We start from the raw sequence: 16,210 nt of genomic DNA on the forward strand, positions 1-16,210 counted from the left end.
AGGGGAGGCAGCGCTTTCGGAGTTAGCCCTTGGGCCAGCTGGACTCGATGCTGTCAGTTACCTGCTGGGCGGAGCTGCCGTTGATCCAAGCAACGATGCCCTTCCAGAACGAGTTGGAACCCACGGCGCTCGGCATCAGGTCCGAACCGTCAAACCGGAAGACGGTCTTGGGATCCTGAAGGAGCTTGATGGACTGCTTATCCAAGGCCGACTGTGCATTGTTCGGGTCAAGGCCCTTGTTTGCACTGATGGCCCCGCCGAGCTTCACACGGTTGTTGGCGAAGTCCGCGCTAGCCATGAATGCCAGGTATGCCTGGACTTCAGGGGTGTCCTTGTAAGCGGCAACCGACTCGCCACCACCCGTGATGGCTGTGCCCTTGGATTCATCCACCGGAGGTGTCATGAATGCCCAGACGTCGCCGTCCTCAGCCACGTTGGTACCAGCAGGCCAGTTGGCCGCCTGGAACGATGCCTGGTGGTGCATGGCGCACTGTCCGTCCAGAACCGGCTGACCAGCCTGGGCAAAGGCGGTGCTCAGGATCGACCGGGGGTCACCAAAGCCGCCGTTGACATAATCCGGGTTGAGCAGGATGTCGCCAACCTTGTTGAAGGAGTTGACGATCTTGGGGTCATTGAACGGAATCTGGTGTGTGATCCACTGGTCATAGACTTCCGGGCCTTCGGCACGCAGGACAACGTCCTCGATCCAGTCAGTACCCGGCCAACCCGTGGCTTCGCCCGATTCAAATCCCGCACACCATGGCTTCATGGTCTTGTCGTCGGCGATCTTCTTGGTCAGGTCCATCATTTCGTCCCACGTCTTGGGGACCTGCCAACCCTTGTCCTTGAAGGTCTTGGGCGAGTACCAGACGTATCCCTTGACGTTCGCAAGCATCGGGGCGGCGTAGAACGTGCCGTCCACCGTGCCGTACTTCTTCCAGTCTGCGGACCAGTTCTTGTCCACAAGATCGGACACAGCCTTGGGAGCGGGCTTCAGGTAGCCGGCTTTGGCCTGCGTGGCCAGAAGACCCGGCTGCGGGAAGATCGCGACGTCAGGGGCTGTACCGGACTGGGCCCGGACACCGATCTGTGTCTCGAACTCCTTGCTGCCCTCGTACTTGACGGTAATGCCCGTGCACTTTTCGAACTGTGCCCAGGATTCCTCGAGGTTCGTCGCTTCGACGTCGACGATGGTGGAGTACACGGAGACTGTCTTGCCGTCGTGCTTGCCGTAGGTATCGTATGCGGAACAGTCGTCCGACGCGGTGCTTCCCCCGCCGCCGCCGCTGTTTCCGCTACATGCGGACATGGTAAGTGCCAGAACGCCGGCCGCTGCGACCGGGAGCAGGTACTTGGTTTTTTTCATGCTGAAGACTCCTCGCTGAGTACAAGAAAATCGTGGCGCAATTGATGTGGTGGCCCTCACACTAGTCATGATCGGGGCAGGAATGCAAGCGCTTACACCTAACGTAACCACAACGATACAAAGTAACCTTTGCATCGCACTGGGTGGACTGGGCCGAGTCGGAACCACCCGCCGTCGACGTCTCGGATCCGCAGCTTTCATCAGCCGCGACCGGCCCAGTAGGGATCTCATGAGATTTGGTTGCCCAGTATTGCCTATGCAACAGTGGGAAGTGTGGATGAACTTGAAGCACTCCAGACTATCGGCCGCCTGATCAAAGAAGAACGGCTGGCGCAGGGTCTGAGCCAAGTGCAATTGGCCAAGCAGGCTGGAACGGCAATCAAGACCGTACGCACGCTCGAATCCGGCACGCGGCGCACCCAGGAAATCAATCAGCGCAAGCTCGAGCACGCCCTGGGGTGGCGCGCTGGATCAATGTCTGAAGTTCTCAAGGGAAAATCCAGCTTCGCTCCAGACCAAATCACCCCGGACGACATGCGGAACAGCGGCGAGCCACGCCAGTACCCGGGGCCTCACGTCACAGTGCCGGCGGCCCCTATAGCCCGGGCATCGCATCTTTCAGACGAGGAACTGCTCGCCGAACTGACGTACCGGATGATGCACCGCAACAGGGGCTAGCTGGTTGCTGACAGTTGCTGCCGGCGCACCATCTCGTTGATCCAGACAGGCGCGAACGGAGAGGTGCAGTTAGGCGGAGTTGGGTAATCCTTCAGCACCTCCAGGCGCTCACCAATACTCAATGCGCGGGCGCGATGCTCCGGATGTTCGATGCCGATCTGGGCAAGACAGGTGTTCATCGCCCACTGGAGGCGGTCCGGGGCTTCCCTCATCCCGGCCTCGATAGTGTCCAGCAGCCCGGTGAGGTCCAGGCCGACCGGGTCCTTGACGACACGCTCTGATGTCAGCGCCCAACCGGCACTCGCCACCAAGGGATCCTTGTCCGCAAACCAGGCGACCCGCAGCTCTTCGGCGTGCGGATTTTTCTTGACCACGTAGTTCACCAGCCAGTCATGGACTTTGGGGGTTCGGGCCTCGCGCAGCATGGTGTCAAGATCGTCGGATCCATAGGACTTAGGCCGGCAGATCAGCAGCGCCAGCAGCTTCGCCGCGGTGTCATCCGTCTCCCAAAGCTCGCGTGAAAGTTCCGGCTGTATCTTCAACCGCTTGGCAATCGCGCGCAACTTACTGAGGTTCACACCGTGATCGTCACCGTGTTTTTCGTTCACCTCGCGCGACCTCGGGTCTTCCAAGGCGGCCAACTCGGCCATCACTCCAGCCAGCGTGGTCCCAGGTGCAGTTGTACCAGTCGCAGTTTTCCCGGCCACTGCAGCCTCCCGTCCATCGCGTGTGAAGCTCAGCCTACTAGGCGTAGGCGTGGACGTGATGGATCGCCTTTTAACCGCAAGCGGGATGGCAGCTCAGGGGGTGCGCTCCCGCACGTTCCTGAACTGCCATCCTCGCGCTATGCGGGTAGGGCTACTTCCCGCCCTTGAACAGGCCTGCGATCTTGGAGCCGAGGCCCTTCACATTTTCGGTAACATCTCCGGCGATTTCCTTGGATTTCTCCGCAACGTCACCAACCAGTTCCTTGGCATTTTCCCCAACGTCACCGGAGAAGAATTCCTTGACATTTTCTGCGGCATCTCCAGCGAATTCCTTAACGTTTTCGGCAGCCGCACCGGCGAACTCCTTGACGTTTTCCGCAGCCTCGCCGGCAAATTCCTTGGCATTTTCAAGCGTCTCGCCAGCTACATCCTTGGCCTTGCCCGCAGCGCCTTCTACTGCTTCCGCTCCCGTGGTTTCTTCACTCATGGTGCTCTCCTTCGTGACGGTTGGAACGCTGATCGCTCGAGGCATTTGTCCTGCAATGCAATCAATCGCATCAGGGAGCTTTTCCCCCTCTACTTTCAAACTATTGGCATACGCGCGGGTTAAGCAACGCAAAACACCCGGAGTGAAATATTCGGCAAAATTAGCCAGGGCAGTTAGCGAACCCGCTCAGCTTTTGTAAATTTCGCACGGGCCCCTGATGCCATATGGACCAATACGGGGGTCTTCTTACCGATCACCAGGTCCAAGGCTTCAACCAGGCGTGAAATTTCGGCAGCAAGGAGGTGCGGCGCCACTCCCTGCCGAGGCTGGATGCGCACTCGCAATCCGGGCTGGCCTTTGACCTCATACGTGGCTACAGACGCGCCCGCCAGGTCCGGCCGATCTGCCAAAGCTGCCCGGAGCGCCTGTTCTGCGACGCCGCCACCGATCTGGACCTCACCCTCCACATGGCTCTCGTCGTCGCTGGCCACCAGAAGGTTGGCCCTGCCTTTACCCTGTTGCGACAGCCACGCGACCATCGCAATTATGATGGCCACCAAAACCACCCCGGCCACAATCCACAGCCAGCTTTCCTCACGGCCCGGGAACCGGGTTTGCTGGAATGCATCCTCCGCACGGGCCCACATGTCCGCGGCCCAACCATGCCACCACGTTGCTACGGCCGGGACAGTCGCCAGCAGGAGAAGAAGTAGCCCAATGGCCAGGAGTTTCACGCCAATGATGAAGAGAAGCGCCCGGTTAAGGGCACGCGGTGTTTCGTTCACGCGCCCACCACCCCCGACGTTGAGAGGTTCACCCGAACAGCGGGCATGGGTACGGGGGACATTTCATCGAGCTCGGACTGCACTGCTTTTAGGACGGCTTCTTCACTGACCCTGCTGCCGGACGTCGGCCGGACGTTGACCACCACCGATTGCCTGGACACAATCACCATGACCTGTTCCGGTGTCACGTTGGCGGCAGTGCGCGCGCGACGCGCAAGTGCCGAGGCCAGCACTTCGTCATCAACGACGACGGCGGTGCGTGGGTCCCGCAGCAAATGCCGGGCCCGTCTGCCTGGTAATACGGCGTGAAGGAGAAAAAACAGTCCGACCATGGCAATGACAGCACCGCTTGCGCCAAGCAGAAGCGGCGGGATGCCCGCCGGAAGTGCGATGATGCGCTCCGCTGCCGTGCTTGGGTCAACAAGCCATGGCGGTTGGCCGATGGCCCGGAGCGCAGATTCCAGAAGCGCGATGACACAGAAAATGATCACCAGCACGGCGGCGATGCTGGCTGCTCCTGCCCGGGACGAGTGCGTTTCCCTGCGCAGGACACGGCTCATGGCTGGGTCTTCGCCGGCGATGGGGCTGGCTCCGGAGCCCGCGTCAGACGGTTCAATGGTTGTTTCCTGGTCTTGTGTCACCGGACGCGGCCTCCCTCTGAAACGTGGGCTCCACTGATTCTGATGTCCACCCTGCTTAGGCGGAAACCACTGAGCCGGGTGACACGCTCCAATACTGTTGCCTTTGCGGCCACGGCACGGTCCCAGATGGAGCCACCGAAGCCTTGGACACGCTGCGGATTTCGCAGTACCTCACTCAAGGCGGGGATGCTGATAGGTGCCACGATGGATAAAGCCAGCATGCCGTCGTCGTCCGACCAATCGGCGCGGATGTCGCTGGGTTCCACGCCGAGGGCCTCGGCGGCCGCGGCCTGTGCCAGCGATGTCAAAGCCTGGGTACTGATCCGGTTATGGCCGGCCAGGCTGGTGGTGGGTTCCACAGCCTCAGCCACGCTCATGACGAAGAGCGCCGGCCCGTAATGGCGTCCAGGACGCTGCGAAGATCAAGTTTGCCTTCGGCTGCACGGCCCAGAAGGGCGCCTATGCCCATAAAGAGCAGCGAGATAAGGAAGCCCCACAGCCCGAACTGGAAGGACATGAACGCCACGAAGGCGCCAATCGCGATTCCCACAACAGTCATGCTCATTGCAGTGCATCCCTTTCGACCACGACGGTTTTGGGCTTGGGTGGCGGGGCCACATAGACATCGTTGATCTCGATGTTGACCTCGATGACCTGGAGCCCGACGAGTTCCTCAACAGCCCGGTAAACGGCAGCGCGGACCTGGTTGGCGACCCCATGCAGAGGGTGCCCATAGACAGCCACAAGGTTGATGTCCACCGCTACCTGGGTCTCGCCCACTTCGGCTCGAACACCCGCGGCATGGTCCGAACTGCCAACAGCGTCACGGATAGCGCCAAGCGCACGGGATGGACCTGAACCCAGGGAGTAGACACCTGGAACCGCGCGTGCAGCGATGCCAGCTACCTTTGCCACTGCCGCCTCGGAGATGATGGTGCGTCCGGTACCGAGAACCTCGCCCTCAGGCGCAGGGTCGATCTGCAAGTTCTGATCTGACATCGAAGCACTCCCCTTCTCTTGAGTACCACCCTAGCGTCTAGCTCCGACGCTTTGGGAGAGAAGCGAGTGTGCGCGGCGGCTACTTGCAGTTCTTATCCATCCAGTCCTGGATCGGCTTCATGAGTTCCTCGAACTCGGGCTCCCCGTACTTGCGGAAATCCGTCCCCGCCGACTCCGTATACGCCCTCAGCTTCTCAAAGCTCGGCTTCAGTTCGTCAGGCACTTTGCCCTGCATTTGCGACAGTTCTTCCTTGGCCTTCTTGATATCGTCGGGGTTGCCGCCCACCAAGGCCGCCAACGGAAGGATGGTTACGCTCAGCATGGTGGCACTGACCGAGATGCACGCTTCAGACAACGATGTGAATTCGCCGTAGACGCCGCCCGTGCCTGTGGTCGCATCCGGGTTTGTGATCTCCGCGGAGGGCTCGGCACTGGATGGTGGGGCGCTGTACTGTGGGGCGCTGGCTGTTGGGGCGTTCGACGACGCTATGGGCGTGGGCTGTGCAACCGGCAGCGGGAAAGAGCAGGCACTGAGCGCCAAAGTTCCGGTGAGAAGACACCCAAGCAACAGTGGGCTAGCGGGCCGCCGGCGGGCACCTTTTCCGCGATTTCTGCCAAGAAGTCTGGGCGAGCTGAAGCGTGTGGTTTCAATCATGGTGTCCCCCGTTGGCTTGCGTGCGATGACGAACCGGCGAGGGCAAGAATACGCCGGGCGGGAGGCAGTGAACAGAGGTTGAGTTATCCACAGGCGGTTCTCTTCGAGAGGGTCCCTGGAGCCCGCGCCACCTAGACTGGCCGACACATCACCAAACAGCCGCTGGGGAGCCTGTCATGCCACGCCTTTCGTTTGCCTCTTTTTCTGTTGCTGCCGTCCGCGTCGCCGCTGCTGGCGTCGGGGTTTCGTTGCTTCTGAGCGGTTGCCAGGGCGGCAACCCACCGGGCAGCCCACCTTCGGAATCAGGCTCGACGACGGCGTCCCCCACCTCTGGCGCGACCGGCTCACCTTCTCCCGTTGGTCCTTCCGCGACCACGGCTCCCTCCGGTGTGTACAAGCCCGCGGATGCTAAGGGCAAAGCGCAGAACGTGCCCGTCCCCGTCATGCCGGAGTTGGCGAAGGAGAACTCCAAGGCGGGGCTGGAGGCGTTTATACGGTATTGGTACGCCACTTTCTCGTATGCCACGGAAAGTGGAGACATCGATGCATGGGTGGCAATAACGGATACGACAAACGTCGTCGCCGCCGCCTACAAGGATGCGCTGGAACGCAACTACGCCCAAGGAAGGTGGATGGTCGGAGGGAAGATTACGACACCAGCTATCGAAATACTCTGGACGCCAGGAGCGAGCACTCAGGAAGCCAAAGTTCAAGTTGTTCAGGAAGAAATCCAGTACATCAATGCCGACGGGACCATGGGCAAGGAATCAACCCCTCTGTCCAACATAGCCGAAGCCGTCTTCGCGGAATATGCCTCTGGTTCTTGGCGGATTACCGACAACGGAATGATCGTTGGCTAGACATGAGACGATTACGCGTTGTCTGTCTCATCATGCTCTTCACTTTCATCACGACAGTCGATAGTTCTGCACATGCATTGCCGGATGATGGTGGGCAGATCAGCGTTGGACGAGGCGAAACCGCACTGGCTGTCGGAGGAACCTTCGTTTTTAGCCCTGAGACGGGAGAATCCCAGCCAACTCTCGGAACCACGTCGCTCGCCGCTGACCCCAACCAGTACATGGCCGACACCCACTGCCGGGCAGACGGTCCGGACACCGTCGATCCCGGTTGCCTGGCTCTAAGCTGCCCTGCCACAACACCGGGCGGCGATGAAGGAACACCGGTCATCTGGAAACAAGCACCCAAGTCCATCACCAACCCCGGCTGGACCAACTGGATCCCCATCAGCGGACCCACGTGCCTGTACGACGCCAAACCCGAAAACGTCCTGGCCAACATCGCCACCCGGGTACTGAACGACTTCCGCCAACTCCCCGTGAACCCGGGAACCCTCCAAGCCCAACCCTTCCCCCACACCCTCAAAGGCGGACCAACAAACTTCTACACCACCGCCACCGAACAAGCCTTCGATCTCACCATCCTGGGCCAAACCGTCCACCTGACAGCCACCCCGGCCAGCTTCACCTACACCTTCGGCGACGGCACCAGCCTCGGCCCCACCCCGGCCGCCGGCTACCCCATCCCCGAAGCCGACTGGCTCCTCAACCAAACCCGCACCAGCCACACCTACACAGCAACAGGGAACTACCCCGCCACCATCACCACCAGCTTCACCGGAACCTACTCCGTGAACAACGGCCCACCACTGCCCATCAACGGAACCCTGGACCTCACCACAGAACCCAAAACCATCCAGGTCTGGAAAACAGAAAAAGCACTCGTCGCCGACACCTGCCAGGAAAACCCCACATCCTGGGGCTGCCCCAACGCCGAAAAATGACTGATTCCGGCTGCTGCAGCGTTCCCTGGCTAGGCCGGGGAACGCTGCAGCAACGGCAAGGCCATGACGTGGGCTGCTGCAAGGGGTTCGCCCAACGCAGCCAGGACTTCGCGGGCAAGTGCGACGTCGTTGACGCAGACCCCATCGACTCCGAGCCGGACCGCCGCACGGATTTCATCGCCTGTCTCCAGCGTCCAAGGGAACACCTTGAGTCCGGCGGAATGAGCTTCGGCGACCAATCCGGCGTCGAGAGTTCCAAAAGCGGGCGCCACGGCGGAAGCCCCGGTTGCCAAAGCAGCGGTCACGAGTTCCTTAGCGGCGGAAGGATAGAGGCCTACCGACCGGACGGGGCTCTCCCTGCTCAGCGCTACCAGCGGAACTCCCGGCAACATCCCGGACATTGCCCGGATGATTTGAGGATCAAAGCTGCGGACGCGCAAGGCCTGTTCGTCCTGGTGAGCCTTCAGCACCTTGGACAATTCAGTCACTATTCGGTGGCCATACAGGTCCCAGTCCGCACCGTCAGTCTTGACTTCAATGTCCAGAACGATGCCGGTGGCATTGGCGAAGCGCAACAGGGCAACGGTCTCCGACAGCGACGGCGCACGTGTTTCAGGATCGACGTCGGTAACCGTGGCAGGGTGTTTCTCGACTACGGCCTGAAGCATGGTCTCCAACCTGATGTCGGAGGATCCGATGACGGCGTCGTGTCTCAATACCAGTTGCATGTCCGACGTCAGCCAGACATCGACTTCGATGGCATCTACGCCAAGGCGAAGTGCCTCGACGAAGCTCGCCAGTGTATTCCCGTGCCGTGTGGCCAGAACGCCCCGATGGCCCTGAATCTCGATCATTTGAGCTTCCTATTCCGTTTCGTCCACGAGGGAAACTTCAATGACAGTGGTGAGTTGAGACAGTTGGGCGACGATGTCCGACGCTGCCATGGTGCCTTCAATCTCCAGCTCTATCTCAATGAGGTCAGCTGCGGCGGCGGTTTCCGTAGCTGTCATCAACCGGTCCATCACGCCCTTGGACTCGGCGGAACCCCGCGTCGTAGCGAAGCCCTGAACACGGAATCCTTGCTCGGTGCACGTTCGGAGCACGTCCCGCAGGGCTCCGACACCGTCCACGTACGTCACTTTCAACAGCCATTGGCTTGGCAAACCAAAGCGGAGCTTCGCGGTCACCACGGGATAGACGTAGACGATCACGAAGTGGGCTGCGGTGACGAAGACGGCGGGAAGCAAGAGGCCTGCCCCGGCGGACGTTCCGACTGCTGCGGTGACCCAGATGGAGGCTGCTGTCGTCAATCCGCGGACTTGGTTGCGCCGCACGAACACCAGTCCCGCCCCTATGAAGCCAATGCCGGAGACCACTTGAGCCGCCAGCCGGGAGGGATCCAGCCTCACCAGGTCCACCGCCAGTACGTCGCTGAAGCCGTATTTGCTCACGACCATAAACAATGCAGCTCCCAATCCGACCATGGCATGTGTTCTCATGCCCGCAGACTTGTTCTTGCTCTGGCGTTCAAACCCTATGGCCGTGGACAGGACGAGTGCTGCGGCCAAGGCCAGACACATCTGCCACCACTGTGTATCCGCGCTGAAGATCACTTAGTGCTCCGATTCGGTTATCAACCCCCTTCTTCTGTCCTCTATGTGGAAGATCCAGTCCGGTACGGATGTCCCATGCAAAAGCAGCTCAAGGTAGACACGACGCGAGCCGGTCCTCCCGCTCATTCTTCAAGCAAAGGAACGTTGCAGTCAACGCTTCTGCACATTCGTGCAAAATGATCGGTCACCTTTGTTAAGACGTATTAGCATGATATTTCGAAGAGCGGTTTGGCTGCCGAAATACCCAACAACAAGCCATAGAAGCCCATTTCCACCATCACGGAATCGGGTCTTGTGATCGATCATCTTTATGTGTAGGTTGACCAATGACCTGAAGTTAGGTTGTCAGGTCAAATGTGAAACAAATGCTTTTTTTGCAAGTGCTAAGTCGCCCGGACAGCGATGACGAGGGGGTCAACGTGAGGGTTTTCCATGGGCAGATTAGATACAAGTGATGCGCAAACCAGCAGGGCACCGGTCCACAGACCGCCACTAAGCATCCCGAAGAACCGACGGTGGAATCGGAGAACACGTAGGGACGCATGGGTTTTTGCCGCTTTCGCGGCACCCAATGTCCTGCTCATCCTCCTCTTTACCTACCGTCCGCTGGTCACCAACTTTTACTATTCCACCCTCGACTGGACGCTCGGGGCAGCCACAGCAACGAATGTGGGGCTGGGTAACTATGTGGAATTCTTTACCTCCCCCGACGCTTCCAGCGTGCTGGGCGTAACAGCCATATTTACGATCACCACCGTTGGCGGTGCGATGATCCTGGGCCTGCTGGTGGCGTTGGCTCTTAACCAGAGATTGAAGGGCACAACATTCGCCCGGGCAGTGGTTTTCGCGCCCTATGTCCTTTCCGGCGTCGGCGTCGGCTTGGTGTGGTTGTTTATTTTCGATCCTACGTATGGCGTCCTTTCATGGGTTCTCCGCACAGTTGGCCAGGCGAGTCCCCAGTGGGTCAACGATCCGAAGCTCGCGCTGCTCATGGTCATCATCGTGTACGTGTGGAAGAACCTCGGCTATTGCGCAGTGGTGTATCTGGCAGGGCTGCAGTCCGTTCCGGCCCAGCTCCTGGAGGCTGCCTCGTTGGATGGCGCCAGTAGCCTGCGGCGCTTCACGTCGGTGGTGCTTCCCCTCCTTTCCCCCACCACCTTCTTCCTCCTGATCACCTCACTGCTGAGCTCCCTGCAGGCGTTCGACATCATCCGCATCATGACTCCATCCGGCAACGGAACCAGCACCCTGATCTTTGACTCCTACTTGCAGGCATTCGGCTCCTACAACCGGGCCGGATACTCCGCGGCCATCTCGGTTGTGCTGTTCGCTGGATTGCTCGTCATGACAGCTGTGCAGTTGCGCTTCGTGGAGCGAAAGGTTCACTACTCATGAGCACCAACACTGTTGAAGCCACACCGCGCCGCGACCGTCCGTTCTCCTGGCAAAACCTTGGCAAGACGATTGCCGGGGGTTACGTCCCCCTTCTGCTGGCAACCCTGGTGGTCTTCGTGCCCCTTCTGTGGATGTTGTTGTCTTCCCTCAAAGCGCCCGGCGAGATCGTGACAACAAACCTGACTCTGCTGCCGAAGAACCCAAGCCTTCAGAACTACGCAGATGCAGCATCTACCGTGCCCTTCGCGCGATTCTTCCTCAACAGCGTGATCGTCACAGTCATCGGATCCACCATTAAATGCGTACTTGCAGTCTTCACGGCCTACGCACTCGTGTTTATCCGTTTCCCCTTCAAGAGGGTGATCTTCCTCCTGATTCTGGTTGCGCTCATGGTCCCGCCGCAGATTTCCGTGCTTCCCAACTACGTTTTGATAGCAGGCATGGGAGGGCTCAACACCTATTGGGGAATTATCCTTCCAGGCTTGGGAACGGCGTTTGGCACCTTCCTCCTCAGGCAGCACTTCCTCACACTGCCGCCGGCAATCCTGGAATCGGCGGAAATCGACGGTGCGGGCCACTGGCGCAAGCTCTGGAAGATCGTTGTCCCGGTGTCCGTGCCGAGCATCGCGACCGTGGCCTTGGTGACCATCGTTTCTGAATGGAACGAGTACATCTGGCCACTGATCGTCACCGACCATCCAGACATGATGACCCTTCCTGTGGGCCTGACGCAGCTGGTCAACAGCGATGGCAGCACGCAGAACTGGGGCATGCTCATGGCCGGTGCGGTGATCGTCCTCCTACCGATCCTGCTCATCTTTGCCGCGCTGCAGCGGTACATCGTCTCCGGGCTCACTCAGGGCTCGGTTACCGGCTAAAACTCCACCCTTTGAGGATGCTTGAGCACCTCGATCACTAGAAAGGCACTTCCCCTATGTCAAAAACACTTTCCCGGAAGCATTTCCTCGGCTTGGCTGGAGCCTCAGTCACCGCCGTCGCGCTTGCAGCCTGCGGCGGTCCCTCGACGGATGCCGGAAGCACATCAGCAAAGGCGCTCTCCGCGGAGGATTGGTCCAAGGTCAAACCTGCGCCAAGCATCAGTTTTATGTCCAGCCATCCCGGCAAGTCCCGGGATACCGAGCAGAAACTGATAGAGGCTTTCCAAGCGGCCAATCCGGATATCAAGGTCAACCTCATCACCGGAGGCTCAAACTACGAGGAAGTGGCGCAAAAGTTCCAAACTTCCCAAGCCGGGAGCGAAGTACCGGACGTGGTAGTGGCATCGGATGTGTGGTGGTTCCGTTACGCGGTGTCAGGTGCCATCCTTCCGATCAATGCTCTTCTCAAAGCTGTCAACGTCAGCTCCTCCGACTACAAGTCCGGGTTGATCGCCGATTACGAATATTCTGATCAGCTGTGGGCAGTCCCCTACGCCCGTTCAACCCCGTTGTTCTACTTCAATAAGGACCACTTCAAGGCGGCCGGCGTTCCCGAGCGGGCGCCAAAAACCTGGGAAGAGTTCGCCGAATGGGCCCCCAGGATTAAGTCGGCAAATGCCTCAGCTTCCGGATACCAAAACGCCTACCAGTACCCCGCGATCGCAGGTTACGCCGGCTGGACCCTTCAAAACGTGCTGTGGGGCCAAGGCGGCGGTTGGTCCAAGGAGTGGGAGATTACGGCAAATTCAAGTCAATCTGTTGCCGCGATGCAGTGGGTGCAGGACTCCATTGTGAAGAATGGCTGGGCCGGGGTCTCCTCCAAGAATGCCATTACCGACCTTCAAGCCGGTGCAATCAGCGCCACGATCAGCTCGTCCGCCGACCTCGCCGCCACCCTCAAAGCGGCGAAGGAAGCAAACATGAGGATCGACGTCGGGTTCTTGCCGGGTGGGTCGGCTGCGGCCTCGCAGGTTTGTCCCACGGGCGGTTCCGGTTTGGTGATCGCCAGCAAAACGTCGCCCGAACGGCAGCTTGCAGCGGCTAAGTTCGTCACCTTCATGACGAACGCGCAGAGCACGTCTACGTTGTCTGCTGCAACCGGCTACATGCCCGTAGCCGAGGCGGCAGATATCTCGGCGATTGTTGCCCAGACACCGGAATTCCAAACTGTCGTAGACCAGCTCAAGGAGACGCGCACCCAGGACTTTGCCCGAACGTTCCTCCCCGGCGGAGACCAGGAGCTGGCCAAAGCAGCTACCAGGATCATGAATGAAAAGGCCGATGTGCAGGCAACGCTGACCGAGTTGAAGGGAACGTTGGAGGCCATCTACAACAAGGATGTGAAGCCGAAGCTGAAGTCGTAAGCCCCGGTGCGTAAGCGTAGGCATCGTTGGGGGTGTCTACGCTTACGCACGAGGACCAAAGCTCAAGACCTTTCCTCCCAGATGGCCCCGGGAGCCGGATTGCTGCCCTTTCCGGGGCGCCACGGGGCTTGTATGCTGTGGAGCGGAGAGCCGGGAAGCCTGGTCGGCCCGTGGCTGAAAGCCGCGGAACGCCCTGGCATCCGCCGGTCGCGTTCGTCTGTGGACCCGAGGAGCGGACCGGCCATGAACGCATTAGCCCACCCCATCATTGAATCGACGGAGCTCACCAAAGACTTCGGCCGGACACGTGCCTTGAACGATCTCACTCTCAAAGTCTCCGACGGGGAGATCCACGGATTTCTTGGTCCCAACGGGGCCGGAAAATCAACGACGCTCAGGGTGCTGCTGGGACTGATCCGCCCTTCATCGGGAACCGTTCGTGTCTTCGGGCGCGATCCTTGGGTGGAACAAGTCCGTGCCCGCCGGGATATCGCCTACGTTCCCGGCGACGTCTCACTGTGGCCGAACCTCACCGGCGGTGAAGTCATTGACCTGCTTACAGGTCTGCGAGGCGGGGCTGATGAGGCTTTGCGCAGACGACTCATCACCGACTTTGAGTTTGATCCGCGGAAAAAATCGCGAACCTATTCCAAGGGCAACCGCCAAAAGGCGGCGCTCATCGCCGCCTTCGCGCGCACCGCCCGGCTTTACCTGCTCGATGAACCCAGCTCCGGGTTGGACCCCATCATGGATGCAGTGTTCCGTGCTGAGATTCAACGGATCCACCAGGAGGGCGCCACCATCCTGCTCTCCAGCCATATCCTCAGCGAGGTCGAACAACTGTGTGACCGGGTCACCATCATCCGGTCCGGCACTGCCGTCGAAACAGGGACCTTGGCAGACCTCCGGCATCTAAGACGCACCCGCTTCCGGGTGACCGGCCTGACCGGATCAGATCGGCTGGCGTCGCTTCCGGGAATCCATGAACTGAGCATTGACGGAACGAGCGCTGAATTCGATGCTGACGCCAGCGACGTTCCCGATCTCCTCGCCGGGCTATCTGCCTTGGGATTCGATGGCTTCTCCGCCTCGCCACCTTCCCTGGAATCGCTGTTCCTGGGCCACTATGGCCGAGCCACTCCGGAGATGCAGTGATGTCCGGCCTGCTGCATCTGGTGCGCTTCCAAGCCCATCGGGACAAACTGGTGCTCCCCTTATGGGTTGGAGGCATAGCGGTGCTGGGGTTCGCAACCGCAACAGCGGTCGCCACTCAATTCGGAGACACGCCTTCACGAACCGCGATCATCACGGTGGCCACGTCAAGTCCGGCCTTCCTTTTCGTCCGGGGCGTCCCGGACGGTACCAGCACCGGCGCGGTCGTATTCTTTCAGGGCTATGCATTCACAGCCGTCCTCGCCGCGCTGATGAGCACCTTCCTGGCTGTGCGGCACACCCGCACGGATGAAGAGCTCGGACGCGCAGAACTCCTGGGTTCCACACCACGCCGGAGGTCCGCGCCGTTGATCGCCACACTGGTACTGGCTGCGGCTGCCAACCTTGTGCTTGCGGGGACGGTGGGCGCGGGATTCATCGCTGCGGGGCTACCGGTAATTGGTTCCCTGATGGCCGGGGCAGCTGTGGGCTTTGTAGGGCTATTCTTCGGGGCGGTCGGCGCAGTGGTGGCCCAGGCCATGCCATCAGGGCGCAGCGCCAACGGGGCAGCTGCTGCCCTGGTGGGTGTCTCTTACCTGATGCGCGGTGTCGGGGATGCCGTGGGCACTCCCGGCGCCGATCTGCAGCATGTGACAAGCTCGTGGATTTCGTTGCTGTCGCCAATCGGGTGGGGCCAACGGTCCCGGCCTTTCACCGCTGCCGATCCACTGCCTCTGCTGGTACTTCTGGCGGCGGCTGTCCTGTTGGCCTCCGCCTCCGTTCTGGTGAGGGAACGCCGGGACCTCGACGCCGCTCTGCTAAGCCGGCGTTACGGGAAGGAAAGAGCGGGCCTGGGAGGCGGGTCCTTGTTTGGTCTGACTTGGCGGTTGCAGCGCTCCACCATCGTGGGCTGGTGCGTGGGAGCGGGAGTACTGGGTGCCCTGGCCGGGGCTTTTGGACCCATCGTCAGGGATGCCATGTCAGGCAGCTCAGCCCTCCAGGATCTGATCTCCCGGCTTATCCCCGGCGTCCATGCTGATGCGGTGAACCTTTTCATCACAGCTTTGTTGGGAATCGTGGGGGTACTGGCTGCAGCGTCAGGGATCCAGGCCGTGCTACGCATGCGAGCCGAAGAGACAGAAGGCAGGGCTGAGTTCCTACTATCAACGCCCCAGTCCGTGGAACGCTGGCTCGGCGCCAACGTGCTGGTGGCGGCCGGGTCAGCCGTGCTGGTGACGATAGCCGGCGGAACGGCGGCCGCCGTGGGTCTTGGGCTCTCCGGGACGGCTCCTCAACGGGCAGGCTACCTGCTGCCCGCGGCACTGGCGCATGCCCCGGCGGCGTTCGTGTTCCTGGCAGTCACCGCGTTGGCATTCTCAATCGCCCCACGGCTTAGCGTCCCGCTGGGCTGGGGAATCCTTGCCGTCTCGTTGGTGCTGGACCAGTTTGGGGACTTCTTCGGGGTGCCCGGATGGCTTGTGAGCCTAAGCCCGTTCCGGCACTCCTCGGCGATGCCAGTGGAGGATTTCAACGTCGCGGGTGCCATCGCATTAACGGCGGTCGCCACCGCACTCGCGTTGTCTTCCGTCGCGCGGATCCGACGCCGGGACCTCACCGCATGAACAG

At 60.4% G+C, this 16,210-nt stretch carries 19 protein-coding genes; 8 read left to right on the forward strand and 11 right to left on the reverse strand.

The genetic code is table 11. The annotated features are described in order from the left end of the window. Positions 1–22: 22 nt before the first annotated feature. Entirely contained in the window at positions 23–1,366 is a 1,344-nt protein-coding gene (locus KSW38_RS02270) for an ABC transporter substrate-binding protein (protein ID WP_216922291.1), read from the reverse strand. 273 nt (positions 1,367–1,639) lie between these two features. Between KSW38_RS02270 and KSW38_RS02275 the strand changes: the two genes are divergently transcribed. Beyond that, positions 1,640–2,044 (forward strand): helix-turn-helix domain-containing protein, encoded by a 405-nt coding sequence (locus tag KSW38_RS02275; protein ID WP_216922293.1) that lies wholly within the window; start codon positions 1,640–1,642, stop codon positions 2,042–2,044. On the opposite strand, the gene KSW38_RS02280 is transcribed toward KSW38_RS02275, so the two are convergent. The 8 genes from KSW38_RS02280 to KSW38_RS02315 form a co-directional block, all read right to left on the reverse strand. Next, positions 2,041–2,694 (reverse strand): DNA alkylation repair protein, encoded by a 654-nt coding sequence (locus KSW38_RS02280; protein WP_216922831.1) that lies wholly within the window; start codon positions 2,692–2,694, stop codon positions 2,041–2,043. The two genes, KSW38_RS02275 and KSW38_RS02280, sit on opposite strands and share 4 nt — an antisense overlap. A 208-nt stretch (positions 2,695–2,902) precedes the next feature. Continuing rightward, positions 2,903–3,238 (reverse strand): hypothetical protein, encoded by a 336-nt coding sequence (locus tag KSW38_RS02285; protein WP_216922295.1) that lies wholly within the window; start codon positions 3,236–3,238, stop codon positions 2,903–2,905. A 173-nt stretch (positions 3,239–3,411) separates the two neighbouring features. Further along, entirely contained in the window at positions 3,412–4,023 is a 612-nt protein-coding gene (locus KSW38_RS02290; RefSeq protein WP_216922297.1) for a hypothetical protein, read from the reverse strand. Next, positions 4,020–4,664 (reverse strand): DUF6286 domain-containing protein, encoded by a 645-nt coding sequence (locus KSW38_RS02295; RefSeq protein ID WP_216922299.1) that lies wholly within the window; start codon positions 4,662–4,664, stop codon positions 4,020–4,022. Before KSW38_RS02295 ends, KSW38_RS02290 begins: the two co-directional genes overlap by 4 nt. Then, a complete protein-coding gene (locus tag KSW38_RS02300) occupies positions 4,661–5,041 on the reverse strand; it encodes a hypothetical protein (protein WP_216922301.1) in 381 nt (126 codons plus the stop codon). The genes KSW38_RS02295 and KSW38_RS02300 overlap by 4 nt, the downstream gene beginning before the upstream one ends. Next, positions 5,038–5,229, reverse strand: a complete 192-nt coding sequence (locus KSW38_RS02305) for a hypothetical protein (RefSeq protein WP_216922303.1) — start codon at positions 5,227–5,229, stop codon at positions 5,038–5,040. The genes KSW38_RS02300 and KSW38_RS02305 overlap by 4 nt, the downstream gene beginning before the upstream one ends. Then, the gene (locus KSW38_RS02310; RefSeq protein WP_216922305.1) at positions 5,226–5,663 is read right to left on the reverse strand and encodes an Asp23/Gls24 family envelope stress response protein; all 438 of its coding nucleotides are present in this window, start codon (positions 5,661–5,663) and stop codon (positions 5,226–5,228) included. The genes KSW38_RS02305 and KSW38_RS02310 overlap by 4 nt, the downstream gene beginning before the upstream one ends. A gap of 79 nt (positions 5,664–5,742) precedes the next feature. Continuing rightward, positions 5,743–6,204, reverse strand: coding sequence for a hypothetical protein (locus KSW38_RS02315; protein ID WP_216922307.1), 462 nt, complete (start codon positions 6,202–6,204; stop codon positions 5,743–5,745). 290 nt (positions 6,205–6,494) lie between these two features. Between KSW38_RS02315 and KSW38_RS23310 the strand changes: the two genes are divergently transcribed. Then, complete coding sequence (locus KSW38_RS23310) at positions 6,495–7,178, forward strand: DUF6318 family protein (protein ID WP_254185960.1); 684 nt, start codon at positions 6,495–6,497, stop codon at positions 7,176–7,178. A gap of 2 nt (positions 7,179–7,180) precedes the next feature. Then, positions 7,181–8,122, forward strand: a complete 942-nt coding sequence (locus KSW38_RS02325; RefSeq protein ID WP_254185961.1) for a PKD domain-containing protein — start codon at positions 7,181–7,183, stop codon at positions 8,120–8,122. A gap of 29 nt (positions 8,123–8,151) precedes the next feature. Here the strand turns inward: KSW38_RS02325 and KSW38_RS02330 are convergent, their stop codons facing one another. Together KSW38_RS02330 and KSW38_RS02335 are read right to left on the reverse strand one after the other, a co-directional pair. Continuing rightward, positions 8,152–8,976, reverse strand: a complete 825-nt coding sequence (locus tag KSW38_RS02330) for a glycerophosphodiester phosphodiesterase (protein WP_216922309.1) — start codon at positions 8,974–8,976, stop codon at positions 8,152–8,154. A 9-nt stretch (positions 8,977–8,985) separates the two neighbouring features. Continuing rightward, complete coding sequence (locus KSW38_RS02335; RefSeq protein ID WP_254186038.1) at positions 8,986–9,702, reverse strand: MgtC/SapB family protein; 717 nt, start codon at positions 9,700–9,702, stop codon at positions 8,986–8,988. Positions 9,703–10,167: 465 nt separating this feature from the next. Here KSW38_RS02335 and KSW38_RS02340 point away from each other — a divergent pair, with 465 nt between their 5' ends. From KSW38_RS02340 to KSW38_RS02360, 5 genes are all read left to right on the forward strand, one after another. After that, positions 10,168–11,130: a carbohydrate ABC transporter permease gene (locus KSW38_RS02340; protein WP_216922313.1), complete on the forward strand. Its 963-nt coding sequence runs from the start codon at positions 10,168–10,170 to the stop codon at positions 11,128–11,130. Then, a complete protein-coding gene (locus KSW38_RS02345; RefSeq protein WP_216922316.1) occupies positions 11,127–12,008 on the forward strand; it encodes a carbohydrate ABC transporter permease in 882 nt (293 codons plus the stop codon). The genes KSW38_RS02340 and KSW38_RS02345 overlap by 4 nt, the downstream gene beginning before the upstream one ends. 56 nt (positions 12,009–12,064) lie before the next feature. Next, the gene (locus tag KSW38_RS02350) at positions 12,065–13,432 is read left to right on the forward strand and encodes an ABC transporter substrate-binding protein (protein ID WP_216922318.1); all 1,368 of its coding nucleotides are present in this window, start codon (positions 12,065–12,067) and stop codon (positions 13,430–13,432) included. 243 nt (positions 13,433–13,675) lie between these two features. After that, complete coding sequence (locus KSW38_RS02355) at positions 13,676–14,587, forward strand: ABC transporter ATP-binding protein (RefSeq protein WP_216922320.1); 912 nt, start codon at positions 13,676–13,678, stop codon at positions 14,585–14,587. Continuing rightward, positions 14,587–16,206: an ABC transporter permease gene (locus KSW38_RS02360; RefSeq protein WP_216922836.1), complete on the forward strand. Its 1,620-nt coding sequence runs from the start codon at positions 14,587–14,589 to the stop codon at positions 16,204–16,206. The genes KSW38_RS02355 and KSW38_RS02360 overlap by 1 nt, the downstream gene beginning before the upstream one ends. Positions 16,207–16,210 lie beyond the last annotated feature (4 nt).

Source organism: Paenarthrobacter aromaticivorans (assembly GCF_019038615.1).
In the GTDB taxonomy this organism is placed as follows: domain Bacteria; phylum Actinomycetota; class Actinomycetes; order Actinomycetales; family Micrococcaceae; genus Arthrobacter; species Arthrobacter aromaticivorans.

Bases quoted from the DNA above. Each gene is read 5' to 3' on its own strand.
- KSW38_RS02300 (WP_216922301.1), bottom strand. From the start codon at position 5,041: ATGAGCGTGGCTGAGGCTGTGGAACCCACCACCAGCCTGGCCGGCCAT.
- KSW38_RS23310 (WP_254185960.1), top strand. From the start codon at position 6,495: ATGCCACGCCTTTCGTTTGCCTCTTTTTCTGTTGCTGCCGTCCGCGTC.
- KSW38_RS02285 (WP_216922295.1), bottom strand. From the start codon at position 3,238: ATGAGTGAAGAAACCACGGGAGCGGAAGCAGTAGAAGGCGCTGCGGGC.
- KSW38_RS02270 (WP_216922291.1), bottom strand. From the start codon at position 1,366: ATGAAAAAAACCAAGTACCTGCTCCCGGTCGCAGCGGCCGGCGTTCTG.
- KSW38_RS02325 (WP_254185961.1), top strand. From the start codon at position 7,181: ATGAGACGATTACGCGTTGTCTGTCTCATCATGCTCTTCACTTTCATC.
- KSW38_RS02335 (WP_254186038.1), bottom strand. From the start codon at position 9,702: ATGTGTCTGGCCTTGGCCGCAGCACTCGTCCTGTCCACGGCCATAGGG.
- KSW38_RS02360 (WP_216922836.1), top strand. From the start codon at position 14,587: ATGTCCGGCCTGCTGCATCTGGTGCGCTTCCAAGCCCATCGGGACAAA.
- KSW38_RS02350 (WP_216922318.1), top strand. From the start codon at position 12,065: ATGTCAAAAACACTTTCCCGGAAGCATTTCCTCGGCTTGGCTGGAGCC.
- KSW38_RS02355 (WP_216922320.1), top strand. From the start codon at position 13,676: ATGAACGCATTAGCCCACCCCATCATTGAATCGACGGAGCTCACCAAA.
- KSW38_RS02340 (WP_216922313.1), top strand. From the start codon at position 10,168: ATGGGCAGATTAGATACAAGTGATGCGCAAACCAGCAGGGCACCGGTC.
- KSW38_RS02280 (WP_216922831.1), bottom strand. From the start codon at position 2,694: ATGGCCGAGTTGGCCGCCTTGGAAGACCCGAGGTCGCGCGAGGTGAAC.
- KSW38_RS02330 (WP_216922309.1), bottom strand. From the start codon at position 8,976: ATGATCGAGATTCAGGGCCATCGGGGCGTTCTGGCCACACGGCACGGG.
- KSW38_RS02310 (WP_216922305.1), bottom strand. From the start codon at position 5,663: ATGTCAGATCAGAACTTGCAGATCGACCCTGCGCCTGAGGGCGAGGTT.
- KSW38_RS02345 (WP_216922316.1), top strand. From the start codon at position 11,127: ATGAGCACCAACACTGTTGAAGCCACACCGCGCCGCGACCGTCCGTTC.
- KSW38_RS02305 (WP_216922303.1), bottom strand. From the start codon at position 5,229: ATGAGCATGACTGTTGTGGGAATCGCGATTGGCGCCTTCGTGGCGTTC.